The following is a 17,248-nucleotide window of genomic DNA, read 5'->3' as shown; positions in this document are numbered from 1 at the left end:
TACGCATGGTCACTGGCTTTGTACAAAGCCTGATTAAACTTTGCGGATTAGATTGGACAGCGCCAGACTATACGACGCTTTGCAGAAGACAAAAACATATTGATATTGCGATTAGCTACCAAAAAAGTAGCAATGGTCTACATCTACTCGTAGATTCAACTGGTTTAAAGTTTTTGGGCGAAGGTGAATGGAAACGGAAGAAACATCAGCCTGAATATCGTCGACAATGGCGTAAGCTTCACATTGGTATAGATGCTGAAACGCTGCAAATACGTGCAGTTCAGCTCACAACGAACAATATCAGTGATTCACAGGTGCTCGGTGATTTACTTGGTCAAATACCACTTGATGAGCGAGTAGATTCTGTCTATACCGATGGAGCCTATGACACTAAATGCTGCAGACGAGTGATCTCAGATCGTCAAGCATATGCGGTGATTCCGCCAAGAAAAAATGCGAAACCGTGGAAAGATACAAAAGTTCATTCGCAAGAGAGAAATGAATTACTAAAAACAGTTAAGCGTCTAGGAAGAGCCCTTTGGAAAAAGTGGTCTGGTTATCATCGGCGAAGTTTGGTCGAAACCAAGATGCATTGCATCAAATTATTAGGCGATAAACTCTACTCAAGGAATTTTGACAGCCAAGTGAATGAGATCCATGCACGTGTAGCCGTATTAAATAAATTTACAGAATTAGGCAGACCTCATACCCAAGTTGTAACCTAAATTTTAGCAACTTAGGAAAACTTTACCTTCAAAGGCTTTATGCAACAAAGCCAATACAATATGAAAATTACTTAAGCAAACCTTTAAGTTTGGTGGTTTTCTTAAGTTTAATTATAAGAATTAATGAGTTTAAAATGCTTGTGATCCAAGGGGTGGTGGTAATTCTGAGTATTTAAATCAACTATTAATTTTTTAATAATGGTTAAAATTTATTTACAATAATATAAAGAATATTTTATGAAATTAAAGCGTCTTGCTTATATCTAATCTTGAAAAAAAGTTTTTAGTTTATTGATATTTAAGTGATTAATTTTTAATTGTTAGGCTGGTCCTAATTTTTATATAAATTAAAAAACAATCTACTTAAAATTAATTTTTTGATAATTGTGTCGCATAAATTAATTTTTAATATATTTGGAATACATTTAAATAAATCTTCATAATAATACTTATTTTAAAGAAAAACATAAAATCAACTTGAACCGTGTTCATTTTTAAATAAAAAGCTTCTGGTTATCGAAGCTTGATATTTAAAAATATTTATTACCTTGAAAATAGTGGCTTATAGTGATTTAAAACTTTGGAATTACTGTTTCGAAGTTAACATTTTTAAGTAAAGATCTGCTCGCTGTGCATGACCAAAGCACCAATCTTCAGCACTGTTTTGCCCAATCACAAACATGACATCTTGCTCTGGAATATTAAGTTCCTGGTGGAGTTGTGCTGTCCCATGCTGCATTAAATCTGATTTTTGCTGAGCTGTTCTGGGTTTACCGGAAGTAATGTACAGCAGCATAAATTTTTCAGAGCGGGGGAGATGTTAAGCAATAGTGAGAGTCTAGTCATTTTACGCTCTCAGCTACTTGGGTGAAAAAGTGTGCTATTTGAGCATAAGTTTTTGACTTTATAAAACTATTTTGATTTGATCACCGAATACGTACAGATTATTTAGTAGTTTCAACAATATATTGAACAGTAGTCATGGTAATTTACATTGTCTGATATAGCTTTTAGATTGATTTATATTTTAATTTATCTTAGTAATAAAAAGAGCTTTGTGTGACACAGTAAAATGATAAACCTTAGAGTATAACTATGAAGCTTAAAGAATTAGCAGGTTGTGAGGAATGCGATACTGTCTATCGTAGAACCCCGCTTGCTTATGGAAAAAGAGCTTATTGCTTATGCTGCGGTGCTGAACTCTATCGGCACACCAAACCTTTTTCGACACTGTTGGCTTTAATCTTAACGGCATTAATTGTATTTATTATTGCCAATAGCTTTCCTATTGTAAAAATTGAATTGCAGGGCAACATCTCTGAAACCACCTTACTGGGTGCGGTCTGGGTGATGTTTCATTATGATCGGGCTTTTGTTGGCATTCTTATTTTAATCACCACTTTTATTGTGCCACTTTCCTATCTTTTATTACTCTCCTATGTGTTGGGCACAGTAAGCGTATTGAAGAAAAGACCCACATTTTTAGTATTTGCCTTACGTACACTTTATTTTATGAGAGTGTGGGGAATGGTTGAGGTCTTCTTAATTGGAATCTTGGTCACGCTTGTGAAGTTAATGGGAATGGTGTTGGTGATTCCCGAGATTGCGTTATGGGCATTTGCGATTTTAAGTGTATTGTTGGTCTATATTACTTCCATAAAGGTGAGTGATATATGGAACGAAATTGATAGGTCACTGCCATGAAAACGATAAAAAATGTGACCCAAACACAAATCTCGCAGCAAGGGTCAATGCTTAAGCAATATCCAAGAGCCAAAGATCTCTCATTAATTGTGTGTCATTGCTGTGGGGTTGTAAATTCTGCTCAAAATGAAAAGAGACGACTCAACCAAAGCCATCAGGTGTTACGTTGTATTCGTTGTAATAGCGTGCTGCACTCACGTAAACCAGCGAGTTTAAACCGTACCTTTGCTTTAGTGGTGGCTGCGACCATTCTCTATATTCCAGCCAATGTACTTCCAATGACGGTGACTGACTCACTGTTGGGTAGCCAGCAAGATACCATCATGAGTGGGGTCATTTACTTTTGGCAAAGTGGAGACTATCTGGTTTCAGTGGTCATTTTCATGGCCAGTATTTTTATTCCCATGCTAAAGCTACTGATTTTGTATTTTTTATTGGTGGCAGTATATCTGCAACAATCGTCAGCTTGGAAGTTTTTACCTGAGCAATGCGTTAAATTATATCGAGTTGTCGAGTTTATCGGCCGTTGGTCAATGATTGATGTATTTGTGGTGGCACTCTTAACAGCGCTTATTCAGATTCAATCGCTTGCTACGATTTTAGCAGGGCCGGGTTCGATCGCTTTTGGTGCAGTTGTAGTGTTAACCATGTTTGCATCTTTAAGTTTTGACCCACGACTTATTTGGGATAACTTCTACGCATCTCAAAATACAAATAAACCTTCTACTTTTGCCTCAAATAAAACCAAGATTATTCAGGCTGAACACCCGCCGTTGAATAATGATTCCATTAATCCCAGTCAATAAAAGAACAATGAGTATGTCTGAAAATGAAATAACCCCTGGTAACTCAGATCGTCGTGATCCAGATGTTGAACTGGATAGCGTGAATGATTTGCCAGAACCCCAAGAAAAGAAAAGTCGGTGGAAGCCTCTTTTAATTTGGCTCATTCCATTGGTTGCTCTTTTAATCGCGCTTTCATTAGCGATAAAAGCGCTCTTGTCTCACGGCCCGACCATTGACGTGTCTTTTAGAACGGCTGAGGGATTGGTCGCGGGTAAAACAACGGTCCGTTATAAACAGGTGGATATTGGTGTAGTACGCCAGATTGATCTTTCAGAAGACCGTTCACACGTGATTGCCAGAATTGATTTGCGTAAAGATGCCAGTAACTTTGCCGCAAAAGATTCACGGTTTTGGGTTGTGCGACCACGTATTGGGACGAGTGGGGTTTCAGGAATAGACACATTATTGTCAGGTTCATATATTGAAGTGGATGGTGGCAAGTCGGAAGAGAAAAAGCTTGAATTTACTGGCTTAGAAATACCGCCAGTGATTACTTCCGATGTGCCGGGCAAAGAATTTTTCTTAAATGCAGATGATTTGGGGTCTTTAGATGTCGGTTCCCCAATTTATTATCGTCGAATTAATGTGGGGCAAATTACAGCCTATAAGTTATCTGATGATGGTAAAACTGTAGAGCTGCAAACTTTTATCCGTGCACCATATGACAAGTTTGTCACCACCGATGCACGTTTTTGGCAAGCGAGTGGGATCGATGTGAGCTTAAATGCTTCAGGATTTAGTTTAGATACTCAATCGCTGGCAAGTATTGTCGCGGGCGGTATTGCTTTTGGAATCCCTGAAAGCTCGCGTGCTACTACAGCGGCAAATCATAGTCGCTTTAATCTGTGGGACTCGAAATCTGAGGCATTAAAAGAACCTGACGGGCAACCTCGTGGTGTGATTATGTACTTTGATCATTCATTACGTGGACTGTCTGTTGGCGCACCAATTGATTTCATGGGTATTGAAATTGGTAATGTTAAATCGATTAATGCAGAGTTTTATAACAACTATAAGCAGATTCGTATGCGTGTTGAGGCGGTTATTTATCCTTCACGTGTTGAAAATGGTCAAGCACTCAATCCAAACAGCAATATTTTCAAAGATTTTGTTGAACATGGATGGCGTGCTCAAATGAGAACAGGCAACCTTCTCACGGGTCAAAACTATATTGCCCTAGATAAGTTCCCTAAAGCTAAACCAGCCACATTACAAATTTTGAGTGATGACCGTGTAGTGATTCCAACTACACCAACTGAATTGAGTGGCTTACAAGCACAAGTTTCTCAGATTGCTGACAAGTTAACTAAATTCCCGTTAGTTGAGATTGGGCAAGATGTACGTAAAACGCTCAACAATATGAACACAGCCATTGAGTCTACCGACAAACTGGTTAAACAGTTAGATGGAAAAGTTGCACCTGGTTTACAAGCAACCTTAGACGATGTTCGTAAAACTGTAAGATCGTCAGAGTCTATTTTGTCGAGCGATGCGCCATTACAACAAGACGTACGTAAAGCATTGCAGCAAATGACACGTGCAGCTGCTTCATTACAGTTAATGGCAGACTATATTGAGCAACATCCTGAATCAATTATTCGTGGTAAGACACCAGAGACCGATGATGAAAAATAAAAACACTCTATCTTTTCAACATCCTAAAGCAGCCAAATGGCTGCTTGGGAGCGGCCTGTTTTTAACGGCTGTTGCCATGACGGCATGTTCGAGTTCACCAACGCCAAATTATTATACGATGTCCCCTAAAATTACTGCGGCTACAAAATCAACTGTGCAGGTGATTGAGGTATTACCCGTAGGGATTCCAGACCGATTGGACCGTGCGCCTTTGGTACTTCAAGACAGTAGTGGTAAGTCTACGGTGTTAAACAATGAACGCTGGACATCGACCATGGGTACGCAATTACGCGATACCTTGTCGGCGGGTTTACAGCAAAAATTAGGGGCAATTGACAGTTATAGCAGTGGGCTAGCTGGAAACAATCAGCCTTTATATCGAGTTTCTACAGACTTTTCTCATTTTGATATTGTAGATAAAAGCTATATTAATATTGCGGTGTCTTGGGTAGTGAAGCGTCAAATACCGCCCACTCAATTAGAGTCAAATAATGCAAAAGTCATCACGAATGCAGGATCTCAGCTCAATTGTCGAATTGCTTTTAGGCAACCGATTGATCAAAAAGCTAAAAAGATGGAAGGTATTGTGAATGCTTCAAGTGAAGCGATGACCCAAATTATTAATACGGTTTCTTCTTCAATTGTGGCGCTAGATTCAAACAAAAAATTGGTTATTAGCAATGGTGTTTGTTCGTAGTTAAGAATTTTGAAATCACTTCAAATTAAAGCTCCTTACATTTAAGGAGCTTTTTTTAGTTAAAAGCACGTGAGGAAAAAATTACTCAATGTGAGTGTTTTAAATCCCATCCTTTTTCAATACAGATTTGATCAAATGATCTTGCAAGATCGGCTAGGGTAGTGTCTTTTAAACGCTGAATTAAAATCGCCTGTGCAGCTTGAATACTTGAATCTAGAGCTGCATTGACAACTTGTTCTACAGCACATTCCGGATTTTTTCTTTCATTGCCCATTGCAAAAATTGTTGGTTCACCAACAGCATTATAAATATCAAGAAGCGTAATTTTTTCGATATCTCCTATTAAGTGCCAACCACCACCAGGTCCTTTTTCTGACTGTACGAAGTTAGCCTGTTTTAATCCAACCATGGTACGACGGATAACTACAGGATTAGTTGATAGCATTTTTGCAATTTCTTCAGAAGTAAAACTGCGATTTTGCCTCGCCATATGTAAAAGCACATGAAGTATTCGGGAAAGTTTATTGTTGGTACGCATAAGCACAAAAAACAGCGCGATTAATAGAATATATAAAATGTAACATGAAAAGTTGCAAATTAAAATAAAAAGCATTAATGTAACTTCATAAGTTACTTATTAAGGGTGGACAAAATGCTGTACGACGTTGCGATTATTGGCGGCAGTTATGCGGGTTTATCGGCAGCAATGCCGTTAGCCCGTGCACGTAGAAACATTGCGATAATTGATGCAGGGCAAAGAAGAAATCGTTTTGCTGAAAATTCTCATGGATTCCTTACACAAGATGGAACTCAAGCTAGTGAAATTATTGAAATTGCAAAAAAACAATTAGAAGCATATAGCACTGTTCACTGGCAAAATGGAGGAGTTAAAAAAATCGCAAAAATAGATGAAGGCTTTTGTATTTGTATTGATGGGGTGTATTCCATTCAAACTAAAAAAATTATTATTGCGGCAGGAGTGACCGACCAGTTGCCCGAAATACCGGGTTTAGCTGAAAGATGGGGAAAAACAGTTTTTCACTGTCCATATTGTCATGGATATGAATTAGAACAAGGAAAATCGGTATCTTGGCCACTTCAGAACACAGCTTACAATTGGCAATGATGCTACCTGATTGGGGCCCAACCACGCTTTTACTTAATGGAAATGATCAACTCATTCATACAGAATGGCATACTTCCTTACAAAAACGTGGAGTGATTGTAGAGCCATGTCTTATTCAGGAAATCAGAGGTGAGGCAGAGATTGTGTTTACCGATGGAAAGGTTATTGCTCTGGATGGACTGTTTATTCCAACACGTACATATATTACTCAACCTTGGCTGGCCGAGCTTGGATGTGAAGTCGAAGACACGCCGTTTGGACAAATAATCAAAACAAACGCGACAAAAGACACCACGGTAAAAGGGGTTTTTGCTTGCGGTGATATTGCACGTTTAGGTGGTTCGGTACCATTCGCAGTTGCAGATGGAATGATGGCAGGGGTAAGCGCTCACCGTTCGCTTATTCTTAATGGTTCATCGTAAATTAGGAAAACTGCATTCTACTAAGATCATTACGAATGTAGGGTCTCAGTTGAATTGTAGAAATTGCTTTTAACCAACCCCTTTATTTGTGTAACAGATAAAGGGGTTTTTTATTTTAATTGCCTCGATAGGTTGAGTAACCGTAAGGGCTAAGTAGTAACGGAATATGATAGTGATTTACGCTTCCATCGACTTTAAAAATTACAGGAACCTCGGCAAAAAAAGTTTGTTGTTTGTTCTTTTTAAACCAGTCTTCAGTTTTAAAAGTAACTTTATAAACACCTTGCTCTAGTTTTTTATTTTCTGGATAGAGGGCAGTAATACGACCATTTGAATCGGTTACTTGCTGGTTGAGTTTAACCCACTGGTTATTGGTGTTTTTCTCTAAAACGACTTCAACCTGAGAAGAGGGTAAACCCGTTTCTAGATTTAACACATGCACACTTAGCGGATTAGTTTGTGCAAATGTAGCGGCAGCAATAAATAACGAAGATAAAGCAATAAATGATTTAGTCATGGTGAACTCCTTATGAATGAAAAACGGTTTCAATGGCTTTGCTTGCGCATTGATTGTCATTTTGTGCGCCGCCAGCACCTGCAACCCCAATCGCTCCGATTACTTGCTTCTCAAAACGAACAGGTATGCCGCCGCCTAACAAAAGTAAATTTGCTACCGTGGTTAAATTTTTTGCATCGGGGTTTTGGTTACTGTTTTGGCTTAAAACTAAGGTCGATGTTTTGGTAGATAACGCGGTATAGGCCTTTTTCTCGGCAGCCATTAAGTTATGCGGGCCCACCAACTCATGCCGTTCGGCAGTTAATGGATTACCACCGCGATCTACAACAACAACCGCAATGTTTTGATTTAATTTTTTGCATACCTCTTTTGCACTGTCGGCTAGCAGATGGGCAGTTTGAAGATCTAACGAATAAACTTGATTCAAAGCAGGGGGCTGTGCAAAAGTACTATTACCGAATAGCACGGCTGCTAACATCAGCCAGTTCAATTTTTTCATGATGATTGCCTCTATGTCGCTTTGAAAATCTTAAACAAATTGCTTAATTTCAAGCATGACAATCACATTACAAAGTTGTCATCTTTCAAATGAGTCTCTACAAAATGCGTATCCTTATTATTGAAGACGAGATCAAGATCGCCACTTATTTGGTCAAAGGATTAAAAGAGTCTGGATATCAAGCGGAGTGTGTTTACTTAGGGCTGCAAGGTTTGGAAATGCTAAAGAGAGATAAATATGACTTGCTTATTCTTGATGTCATGCTGCCAGACATAGACGGCTGGAGCGTATTACAAGTCCTACGCCAGTTTTCAAAAATTCCGGTGATTTTTTTAACGGCAAAAGATCAGGTCGTAGATAGAGTGAAAGGGTTAGAGTTGGGCGCAGATGATTACTTGGCTAAACCTTTTTCCTATATTGAACTGTTGGCACGCATTAAAAGTCTGTTAAGACGACAGCAATATCTGCAAGAAAATGAGTTGTCTATTAGTGATTTAAAGATGGATGTGGTCAGTCATAAAGTATGGCGTAACGGAAACTTAATTGAGCTGAGCAAAACCGAATTTAATTTGTTGCGCTATCTATTGCTCAACAAAGAGCAAATTGTGACACGCAGACAAATTGGTTCAGAGGTTTGGAATATTAACTTTGATACCGATACCAACTTTATTGACGTTGCGGTACGCCGTTTACGAAGCAAAATTGATGAAGGATATGAATTAAAACTCATTCATACCATACGTGGCTTGGGCTATAAAATTTCGGTTAGCTTATGAACTTTAAATTTCTACGTTCTCTTGAAGTCCGTATTACATTACTGGTCACGCTTTGTTCTGCCTTAATTTTATGTTCAGTCGGCTTTATGACCTATTTAGGCATTAATCAAATTTTATTGAAGCAGCAAGATAAAGCTTTAGCAGACAGAATTAATCGTTTGGAAATTTTGCTGCAAGATAGCGAAAATGTAGAGCAAATTATTGCGCGTCCTAAGCTGTATCAAAACATGCTCGGTAACCAAGACAACTTGTTTCTGCTCATCCATAAAGACAAAACTTTAATTAATATCAATCCGCTCCATATTCAGTTACCTGAACTTGCACAGCGTGACAGTCTTCAATTTCAAGATTTAGCCAATAACTCATATCCAACGCGTATTGCTTGGAAAACCATAAAAATTAATAACGAGCCTTATCTACTGATTGCAGGTAAACAGTGGTCGGAACGCATCAACATTCTTTTACCTTTTCAAGAAAGTCTCTTGATGTATGTGGTTGGGGGCGTGTTTGCAATTTTTGTACTTTGCATTTTAGTGTGTCATTTAGGTTTAAGGTCGCTACAACAGCTTCGTAAGCAAACTCATTCTATTAACGTAAATCAGCTCCAGAAAAGATTAAACCTATCAAATTCACCATTAGAAGTTGAGCTACTTTCAAAAGATATAAATCACATGCTTGAGCGTATTGAAAAAAGCTATACACAGCTCAACCGTTTTTCTGAAGATATCGCTCATGAGTTCCGAACACCTTTAAATAATTTGATTGGGCAAACCGAGATTGCTTTAACTGGTGAACGCTCGGTTGAGCAATATGAAGATTTACTGGTTTCTCATTTAGACGATTACCATAGATTAAAACGCATGATTGACAGCATGCTTTTCTTAGCAAGAGCCGATCAGAAAATGGTTCTTGTAAACAAACAAGAAATAAATCTCCAAGATGTTATGGATATGCTAAACCAGATTTTTGAATATCAGGCCGAGGAACAAGACTGTCATTTTAGTTTTAACTTAGAAGCTAAAACGTTATTTGCAGATCCTGAGCTTTTTCAAAGAGCCGTTTATAACCTTGTTTTAAATGCGTTGGTTCACGGTGGTGACAAGCGAACTATTTATATCACGACTAAACATAAGATGATTGAACATAGGCAATGGGTCAGCCTGACTGTGGTAACGGGAGGTGTTTCAATTGCAGATCATCAACTTGAGCATCTTTTTGAAAGATTCTACCAATGCCACTCAAGTCGAAGTGATGAGAATCAAACAGGTGGATTAGGCTTATCGATTGTTGCTTCAATTATGGATCTACATCATGGCCTCTATCGAGTTTATAACACGGTTGAGGGTGTGTGCTTTGAGCTTGATTTTCCAGTTGCAGATGCTCTAAAGAAATACAATTAAATCCTTATTAATGTTGCTTAATTTTGAAAATTCACACTTTGTTCACAGCCCTCTGAAGTATGTTTAAACGTATGAAATAAACAGAAGAGGGCAATCATGAAATTATTATTTAAATCACTTGTCATCAGCAGTAGCCTTGCAGCGGTCAGTTTAATGCTTCCTTTGAGCACCTTTGCAGACACCAATACTAAACCTGTCGCTGTTGATTCTATTGATATTAATAAATACGCAGGTAAGTGGTATGAAATTGCGCATTTACCGATGTTTTTTCAGCGTAATTGTGTAGCCAATACAACTGCAAACTATTCTATTAACGCGGACAAAACCGTTGGTGTTTTAAATAGCTGTACGACAAAAAAAGGCGAAATGATCTCATCTGAAGGAGTTGCTTATCCGCAAAATGAAGGCAACAGTAAATTGAAGGTGAGCTTTTTACCTTCTGGTCTTAGATGGATTCCTTTTACAAAAGGCGATTACTGGGTTTTAAGAGTTGACCCAAATTATCAGGTTGCTTTAGTCGGTGGCCCAAGCCATAAATATTTATGGATTCTTTCTCGTAGCCCTCAACTTGATGAGGCGACATATCAGTCTTATCTGCAAACCGCAAAAAGCTATGGCTACGACGTTTCTAAACTCATTAAGACAACACAGTCTAAATAGTGAAATGCTGGTTGCGTAGATGCTTATATTTATCTCGTAACCGAGTGAACTTCACATAAAATTCATTGCGCATTTTCTAAATTAGAACCAAAAGAAATGCTTTAGATCAGGAAGAATCAATGTCTAAATTTTTTCTGCGCTGGATCGATAGCTGGTCAGATTCAGAAAATGCGCAAGTGGGTGCTGCTAGCGAATATGTCATTGAAAAGAACATTCAATGGTTAAGAATTATTCCTTTTATTTTATTACATATCGCTTGTTTAGCTGCATTTTGGGTGGGCGTATCTTGGTTCGCTGTGTTCTTCATGCTAGGGTTTTATTTTCTTCGCATGTTTGCAATTACTGCTTTTTTCCACCGCTATCTTTCGCATAAAACTTTTCAGACATCACGTATTGTTCAATTCATTTTTGTACTGATTGGAACCATGAGTGCGCAGCGCGGACCTTTATGGTGGGCAGCCCATCACCGTTATCATCACCATTTTACCGACACCGATCAGGACCCGCATTCAGCAAAAGCAGGCTTCTGGTATTCGCATGTAGGCTGGTTTTTAAATGAGCAAAATTTTGCTACTCGAAAAAAAGTCATTAAAGACTGGTTGAAATATCCAGAGCTGATTTGGCTAGACCGATTTAGTTTGCCTATTGTGATTTTGACGGCCTTAGCAATTTATGGTTTAGGTTCGTGGCTTGCACAACATTTCCCTGAGTTGGGCACCAATGGCTTACAACTTTTAGTGTGGGGATTTGTGATTTCCACTGTTCTATTAACACATGCAACCTTGTGTATTAATTCACTCGCTCATCGTTATGGTTCACGTGATTTTAATACCCCAGATGATAGCCGTAATAACTTCCTACTTTCTTTAATTACCTTGGGTGAAGGATGGCACAACAACCATCACTTTTACGCAGGCAGTGTGCGACAAGGTTTTTATTGGTGGCAGATTGATATCACTTTTTATGTGCTCAAACTGATGTCTATATTTGGTTTGGTGTGGGGGCTAAAGCCAGTACCAGACAAGGTTTATCAATACAAAAAGATTAAAAATTTATCGATAGAAAAAATTGAAAACGGTGAAGTGTTATGAAAATTGCCATTATTGGTTCGGGTATATCTGGACTTTACGCAGCTTGGAGATTGTCAGAACAACATCAAGTCACTGTGTATGAAAAAAATAATTATTTTGGCGGTCATACTGATACTCACGAGCTAGAGATAGAAGGCACTAAAGTCGCGGTAGATAGTGGTTTTATTGTGTTTAATGACTATAACTATCCGTTATTTACCGACATGCTTAAAAAATTAGGCGTAGAAACTCAAAGCAGCGATATGAGTTTTTCTGTGAATAATCTGGTCAGTGGACTTCAATATAATCCTTCAAAAAAATGGTCGCTCTTTGCCCGTCCGCAGAACTTTTTAAACCGAAAATTTCTGCAAATGCTCTCAGATTTGCTGCGTTTTTATGATGACAATAAAGATATAGATGTGGCAGATATTGATCCTAATTTATCGATTGAAGAGTATTTGGACCTTCACAAATATAGTCATGAGTTCCGTTATGAGCATCTTTATCCGATGTGCGGTGCCTTATGGTCGGCACCCTTTGAGCAAGTAGGACAAATTCCATATCGATTTGTGGTGAGCTTTTTTCAACATCACCGCATGTTGCAGTTAAAAGACCGCCCACAATGGCAAACAGTTAAACACGGTTCAGCAAGCTATATTCGTGCTATTCAAAAGAATTGCCCATCCATTAAGTGGAAATTTGCAGAAGTAAAAGCTGTGAGTCGTTCACCAGAAACTGTGTTGATCGAAACCGTTGAAGGGCAAGCCCAATATGACTGGGTGATTTTTGCAAGCCACGCTGACGATAGCCTAAATTTAATTAAAGATGCGTCAGAGCTTGAACAAGAAATATTAAGCCAATTTGGTTATCAAGATAATCGAATGGTCGTCCATCGTGATCTTTCAATTATGCCTAAAAGCCGTTTGCAGTGGGCAAGCTGGCATGTACATGTAACACCAAAATCTCAAGTCCAAAACGATGAGGCCGACATACATTATGGTTTTACCTACTGGATGAATAATTTGCAGAATTTATCCTGCACTACTCAAATTTTTTCTACTTTAAATCCGAATATGAAAATCAAAGCCGAAGACATCTTGGTTGAGCGGCAATATCGACATCCCGTATTTGATGCAAAAGCGATTCAAGCTCAATCTCGTTGGTATGAAATTAATGGGCAAAATCGTACTTCATTTTGTGGAGCATATTGGGGCTGGGGCTTTCATGAAGATGGTGCCCGCAGTGCAGCATGTGTTGTTGAGCAACTCTTAGCGTTATAAGAATAAGTAAGGAGCTTTCAAATGTTATTAAATAAACTTGCTATCGCTCCTGCGCTTATTCGTCATCGGCGTTATAACCCTAAACCGCATGAGTTTACATCGACCTTAAATTATTTATGGTTCGATCCAGATCAATTAGTTGATATCACAAAAGATTGTTCACTCTGGTCGACGGATCATTGGAATGTATTAAATCTATCTAAAAATGATTTTTTAAACATGTATCACGGTTCTATAAGAGAAAGAGTAGAGAAAGCGATACTGCAAAATAATCACTTACATCTTCGGCCAGACTGGCAAATTCGAGTGTTGGCTTTGCCTCGTTGTTTGGGTTTTCGGTTTAATTCGGTCGTATTTTATTTTGTTTTAAATAAAGCTGGAAAACCGCTCTTTATTCTTAGTGAAATCACCAATACCCCGTGGAATGAACGAAAAGTCTATACACATGACTGTATAAAACAACAAGGACAGGTAGGTGACTATCAAAGTTTCGATTTTAACTTTGAAAAATCATTTCATGTTTCGCCGTTCATGCCCATGCAGTTGACTTACCGTTGGCGATTTAGTTTTTCAGATCAGCAGAATGTCATTCACATGCAGCTTTTTGAAGAGCAAAAACAAGTCTTTGATGCCACTATGCGTTTTGAGCTTGTGCCCATCACATTTCCTTCACAGCAATATCGATATGCTCTTATAAACAGCCTAGCACCTTTTAAAATGTTGTTTTCAATATATTTAGAGGCATTTAAGTTGTGGCGAAAAAAAGTTCCATTTTATCGTCATCCTAAAAAGATCAAGGTAGATAAGACATGATAAAAACATTTCTTTATGGTGAAGATGACTCACTACCGTTACTGCTCAAGAGTCTTCTCAAACTACGTCATGGACAGATCACTTTTCAGGGCGCGTGGAATGGGACGGTCGGTGAAGTTTCAGACTTACATGCTGTGATTGAAGTTCACAATCCTTTATTGATGGATCTCATTTTAAAAAATGGTGTTTTGGGAGCAGCAGAAGGCTACATCCGTGGTGACTGGAGCAGCGAGCACCTTGTCGAGTTGATTCAAATCTTGGCACGTAACCGAGCTGTATTGGACCAAATCAACCAGAATGTTATTGCTCAAGCGAGCCAGTTTTTTCTTAAAGCTTGGTATCAAAATCGAAAGAATTCTATAAGTGGTAGCCGTAAAAATATTGCTGAGCATTACGACTTAAGCAATGACTTTTTTAAATTATTTCTAGATCCGTCTTTAATGTATTCGAGCGCAGTTTTCGAAAATGAAAGCATGACCCTCGAAGAAGCATCTGATTTAAAAAAAGAGATCATTTGTAAAAAGTTAGATTTAAAACCGCTAGATCATTTGGTTGAAATTGGAAGTGGGTGGGGTGGTTTTGCCATTTATGCAGCTCAACATTATGGCTGTAGAGTAACCACCATTACCATTTCACAAGCTCAATATGATGAAGCCGTTACTCGTGTAAATGAAGCTGGCTTGGCACATCGAATTGATGTGCAACTTAAAGACTACCGTTTGCTCGAAGGCAAGTTCGATAAGCTGGTTTCAATTGAAATGGTTGAGGCGGTTGGTGCGCAATATTTATCGACATACTTTGATCAATGTAAAGCACTCTTAAAACCGAAAGGGTTGGCATTTATTCAAGCCATTACTATTGAAGATTTCCGGTATAAAAAAGCATTAAATACAGTTGATTATATTAAGCGCTATATTTTCCCTGGTAGCTTTATTCCTAGCATAAGTGTATTAACTCAAACTGCTTCTGAAAGCGGTTTAAGGTTAAAACATTTAAATGATATTGGTTTAAGTTATGCGCAAACACTTCATCACTGGCGAGCGCGTTTTTTAGCGGCGCGGGAACAAGTATTGGCTTTAGGTTTTGATGAAAACTTCATCCGCATGTGGGATTTCTATTTATGTTATTGCGAAGGTGGTTTTAAAGAAGGCGTGATAAGCAATGTTCACTTGTTGTTTGAAAGTACCAGTTACTGACTCAAACCGCTCAAGTAAGGAGACTGCTCATGTTTTGGAATTTACTGATTCTAGATTTAATGATCATGTTGCTGAGCTGGTTACTTGCCACTCTAAATGGCCGAGCTGGAATTGTAGATGCTGCATGGAGTTTCTGTCTGGCAGTAAACATTATCGTGTCTTCTTTACTCATTTCAGTTGCTCCAGTTGAAGTGCGTCTTTTTATCGGTATTTTTAGCGGCTTATGGTTTTTAAGATTGTTTTGGCATCTGTTAAGACGTTATCAATCTGAACAAAAAGAAGATGGCCGTTACGCGAGCATGCGTAAAGCGATGGGTAAGTTTCAGCATATTGGCTTTTTATTCTTTTTTATCTTTCAAACACTTTTAGTGCTTTTGTTCTTTTTGCCGATGTGGACGCTACTCAATGTAGAGGCAATTGAATGGAGTAGTGGATATAAAGTCGCTTTAGTAATTGCAGCTGTCATCATGGCAATTGCTTTTATTGGAGAGCAGCTCGCTGATCAGCAGTTATACCGATTTAAATTAAATCCAGATCATCATGGCAAAACCATGGATCAGGGTTTATGGCGTTATTCACGTCACCCCAATTATTTTTTTGAATGGTTGCATTGGTTTGCCTATCCAATTATTGGTTTAGCGGCAGGCCAATATGTATTGTGGATTTATCCGTTACTGATGTGGCTATTTTTATATTACGTCACGGGTATTCCATTTAGTGAAAAACAAGCAATTAAAAGTCGCGGTCAAAATTATCTTGATTATCAACAAAAAACATCAATGTTTATTCCGCGAAAACCCAAAAAATAGGTGCGCATATGGATTTTATTGTTCATCAGTCTTTGAAAATTGTTGAAAGTGGTGTGATTCCAGATCATGCAATTCGAGCTGCAATTCGTGCTTTAAGTAAAAAGCGCTTAATCCAAGAAGGCCGTTATGACCCTGAGCAAGGAGCGCAGCGCTACATGGATGTGCTTAATATGCTGAAGAAGAGCGAAATCGCGGTTGAAACGGATAAGGCAAACGAGCAGCACTATGAATTGCCGACCGAGTTTTTTCAGGCGGTGCTTGGAAAAAGACTCAAATATAGTGCGTGTTATTTTCCGACTAAAACAACAACTTTAGATCAGGCAGAAGAGTTGGCTCTTCAGCTTTATTGTGAAAGAGCACAACTTAAAAACGGTCAACAGATTTTAGAGTTAGGCTGTGGTTGGGGCTCTTTAACTTTGTGGATGGCAGAAAACTATCCAGGCTCACAGATTACGGCTGTTTCAAATTCTGCAACTCAGAAAAAGCATATTCTTCGGCAAGCAGAATTGAGAGGTTTAACCAATGTTGAAGTGCTTACCTGTGATGTGAATGTACTTGACTTAGACCAAGACAAGTTTGATCGTGTTGTATCGGTCGAAATGTTTGAACACGTTCGTAATTACCAACGTCTTTTTGAAAAAATTCAGGGCTGGTTAAAAGCAGACGGCTTACTTTGGTGTCATATTTTTTGCCATCGCTTTTTACATTATCCTTTTGAAGTGAAATCAGATTATGATTGGATGTCCAAGTATTTCTTTACTGGCGGTTTAATGCCTTCGACTTCGACTTTTTTGCATTTTCAAGAGCATTTAGAGTTGGCTCAACAGTGGCAGTGGTCGGGTGAGCACTATATGAGAACGGCAAATGCTTGGCTTGATAACATGGATAACCAAGAAGTCGAACTGAAGCCCCTGTTTAAAAAAATCTATGGAAAAGATGCCAATATTTGGTGGCAACGCTGGCGTATTTTCTTCATGGCTTGTGCTGAGTTATTTGGTTTTGAGCAAGGTCAAGAATGGGTCATTGGTCACTTTTTATTTAAAAAGCGATCATAGTAATTTCTATAGCCTATC

Annotated in this window: 18 protein-coding genes and 1 pseudogene; 15 read left to right on the top strand and 4 right to left on the bottom strand. The window is 38.5% G+C overall.

Annotated features, from left to right (window positions below; all coding sequences use genetic code 11):
* Positions 1–725 (top strand): IS5 family transposase (locus MKL51_RS17260; protein ID WP_104039724.1); only part of this gene is annotated, 725 nt, incomplete at its 5' end.
* Positions 726–1,311: 586 nt separating this feature from the next.
* Here MKL51_RS17260 and MKL51_RS17255 read toward each other — a convergent pair.
* Positions 1,312–1,521: a tautomerase family protein gene (locus tag MKL51_RS17255; protein WP_032005369.1), complete on the bottom strand. Its 210-nt coding sequence runs from the start codon at positions 1,519–1,521 to the stop codon at positions 1,312–1,314.
* 299 nt (positions 1,522–1,820) lie between these two features.
* On the opposite strand from MKL51_RS17255, the gene MKL51_RS17250 reads away from it, so the two are divergent.
* From MKL51_RS17250 to MKL51_RS17235, 4 genes are read left to right on the top strand one after another with little or no spacing between them, the layout of a single operon-like run.
* Positions 1,821–2,429, top strand: a complete 609-nt coding sequence (locus tag MKL51_RS17250; protein ID WP_032005371.1) for a paraquat-inducible protein A — start codon at positions 1,821–1,823, stop codon at positions 2,427–2,429.
* Positions 2,426–3,235: a paraquat-inducible protein A gene (locus tag MKL51_RS17245; RefSeq protein ID WP_032005373.1), complete on the top strand. Its 810-nt coding sequence runs from the start codon at positions 2,426–2,428 to the stop codon at positions 3,233–3,235. The genes MKL51_RS17250 and MKL51_RS17245 overlap by 4 nt, the downstream gene beginning before the upstream one ends.
* 7 nt (positions 3,236–3,242) lie before the next feature.
* On the top strand, positions 3,243–4,910 hold the full coding sequence (locus MKL51_RS17240) for a PqiB family protein (RefSeq protein WP_080973566.1): 1,668 nt from the start codon (positions 3,243–3,245) through the stop codon (positions 4,908–4,910).
* A complete protein-coding gene (locus MKL51_RS17235; RefSeq protein WP_032005377.1) occupies positions 4,900–5,607 on the top strand; it encodes a PqiC family protein in 708 nt (235 codons plus the stop codon). The genes MKL51_RS17240 and MKL51_RS17235 overlap by 11 nt, the downstream gene beginning before the upstream one ends.
* A gap of 85 nt (positions 5,608–5,692) precedes the next feature.
* On the opposite strand, the gene MKL51_RS17230 is transcribed toward MKL51_RS17235, so the two are convergent.
* The gene (locus tag MKL51_RS17230) at positions 5,693–6,145 is read right to left on the bottom strand and encodes an Rrf2 family transcriptional regulator (protein WP_270904371.1); all 453 of its coding nucleotides are present in this window, start codon (positions 6,143–6,145) and stop codon (positions 5,693–5,695) included.
* Between the two features lie 105 nt (positions 6,146–6,250).
* Between MKL51_RS17230 and MKL51_RS17225 the strand changes: the two are divergent.
* Positions 6,251–7,155: pseudogene (locus MKL51_RS17225) on the top strand (NAD(P)/FAD-dependent oxidoreductase).
* Between the two features lie 115 nt (positions 7,156–7,270).
* On the opposite strand, the gene uraH reads toward MKL51_RS17225, so the two are convergent.
* Positions 7,271–7,672: a hydroxyisourate hydrolase gene (gene uraH, locus MKL51_RS17220; RefSeq protein ID WP_032005380.1), complete on the bottom strand. Its 402-nt coding sequence runs from the start codon at positions 7,670–7,672 to the stop codon at positions 7,271–7,273.
* Positions 7,673–7,682: 10 nt separating this feature from the next.
* Positions 7,683–8,150, bottom strand: coding sequence for a GlcG/HbpS family heme-binding protein (locus MKL51_RS17215; RefSeq protein ID WP_080973565.1), 468 nt, complete (start codon positions 8,148–8,150; stop codon positions 7,683–7,685).
* Between the two features lie 125 nt (positions 8,151–8,275).
* Here MKL51_RS17215 and MKL51_RS17210 point away from each other — a divergent pair, with 125 nt between their 5' ends.
* The 9 genes from MKL51_RS17210 to MKL51_RS17170 all read left to right on the top strand — a co-directional run bounded on the left by MKL51_RS17210 (position 8,276) and on the right by MKL51_RS17170 (position 17,230).
* Complete coding sequence (locus MKL51_RS17210; protein WP_032005384.1) at positions 8,276–8,947, top strand: heavy metal response regulator transcription factor; 672 nt, start codon at positions 8,276–8,278, stop codon at positions 8,945–8,947.
* On the top strand, positions 8,944–10,347 hold the full coding sequence (locus MKL51_RS17205; protein WP_270904370.1) for a heavy metal sensor histidine kinase: 1,404 nt from the start codon (positions 8,944–8,946) through the stop codon (positions 10,345–10,347). Before MKL51_RS17210 ends, MKL51_RS17205 begins: the two co-directional genes overlap by 4 nt.
* A 96-nt stretch (positions 10,348–10,443) precedes the next feature.
* A complete protein-coding gene (locus tag MKL51_RS17200) occupies positions 10,444–11,007 on the top strand; it encodes a lipocalin family protein (RefSeq protein ID WP_032005388.1) in 564 nt (187 codons plus the stop codon).
* A 119-nt stretch (positions 11,008–11,126) separates the two neighbouring features.
* A complete protein-coding gene (locus MKL51_RS17195) occupies positions 11,127–12,098 on the top strand; it encodes an acyl-CoA desaturase (protein WP_032005390.1) in 972 nt (323 codons plus the stop codon).
* Complete coding sequence (locus MKL51_RS17190) at positions 12,095–13,357, top strand: NAD(P)/FAD-dependent oxidoreductase (RefSeq protein WP_032005391.1); 1,263 nt, start codon at positions 12,095–12,097, stop codon at positions 13,355–13,357. The genes MKL51_RS17195 and MKL51_RS17190 overlap by 4 nt, the downstream gene beginning before the upstream one ends.
* Before the next feature lie 21 nt (positions 13,358–13,378).
* On the top strand, positions 13,379–14,170 hold the full coding sequence (locus MKL51_RS17185) for a DUF1365 domain-containing protein (RefSeq protein ID WP_017480812.1): 792 nt from the start codon (positions 13,379–13,381) through the stop codon (positions 14,168–14,170).
* On the top strand, positions 14,167–15,366 hold the full coding sequence (locus tag MKL51_RS17180; RefSeq protein WP_017480813.1) for an SAM-dependent methyltransferase: 1,200 nt from the start codon (positions 14,167–14,169) through the stop codon (positions 15,364–15,366). Before MKL51_RS17185 ends, MKL51_RS17180 begins: the two co-directional genes overlap by 4 nt.
* Positions 15,367–15,395: 29 nt before the next feature.
* Entirely contained in the window at positions 15,396–16,175 is a 780-nt protein-coding gene (locus tag MKL51_RS17175) for a DUF1295 domain-containing protein (RefSeq protein ID WP_005073547.1), read from the top strand.
* A gap of 8 nt (positions 16,176–16,183) precedes the next feature.
* Positions 16,184–17,230 carry an SAM-dependent methyltransferase gene (locus MKL51_RS17170; protein WP_005073549.1) on the top strand — a complete coding sequence of 349 codons (1,047 nt, stop codon included), beginning with the start codon at positions 16,184–16,186 and terminating at the stop codon, positions 17,228–17,230.
* The last annotated feature ends 18 nt before the right edge of the window (positions 17,231–17,248 follow it).

The sequence above is a fragment of the Acinetobacter sp. AOR18_HL genome, from assembly GCF_027855145.1.
Classification (GTDB): domain Bacteria; phylum Pseudomonadota; class Gammaproteobacteria; order Pseudomonadales; family Moraxellaceae; genus Acinetobacter; species Acinetobacter pittii.
The sequence above is the reverse complement of the archived record's forward strand: the minus strand, read 5'-3'. Positions and strand labels throughout refer to the sequence as shown.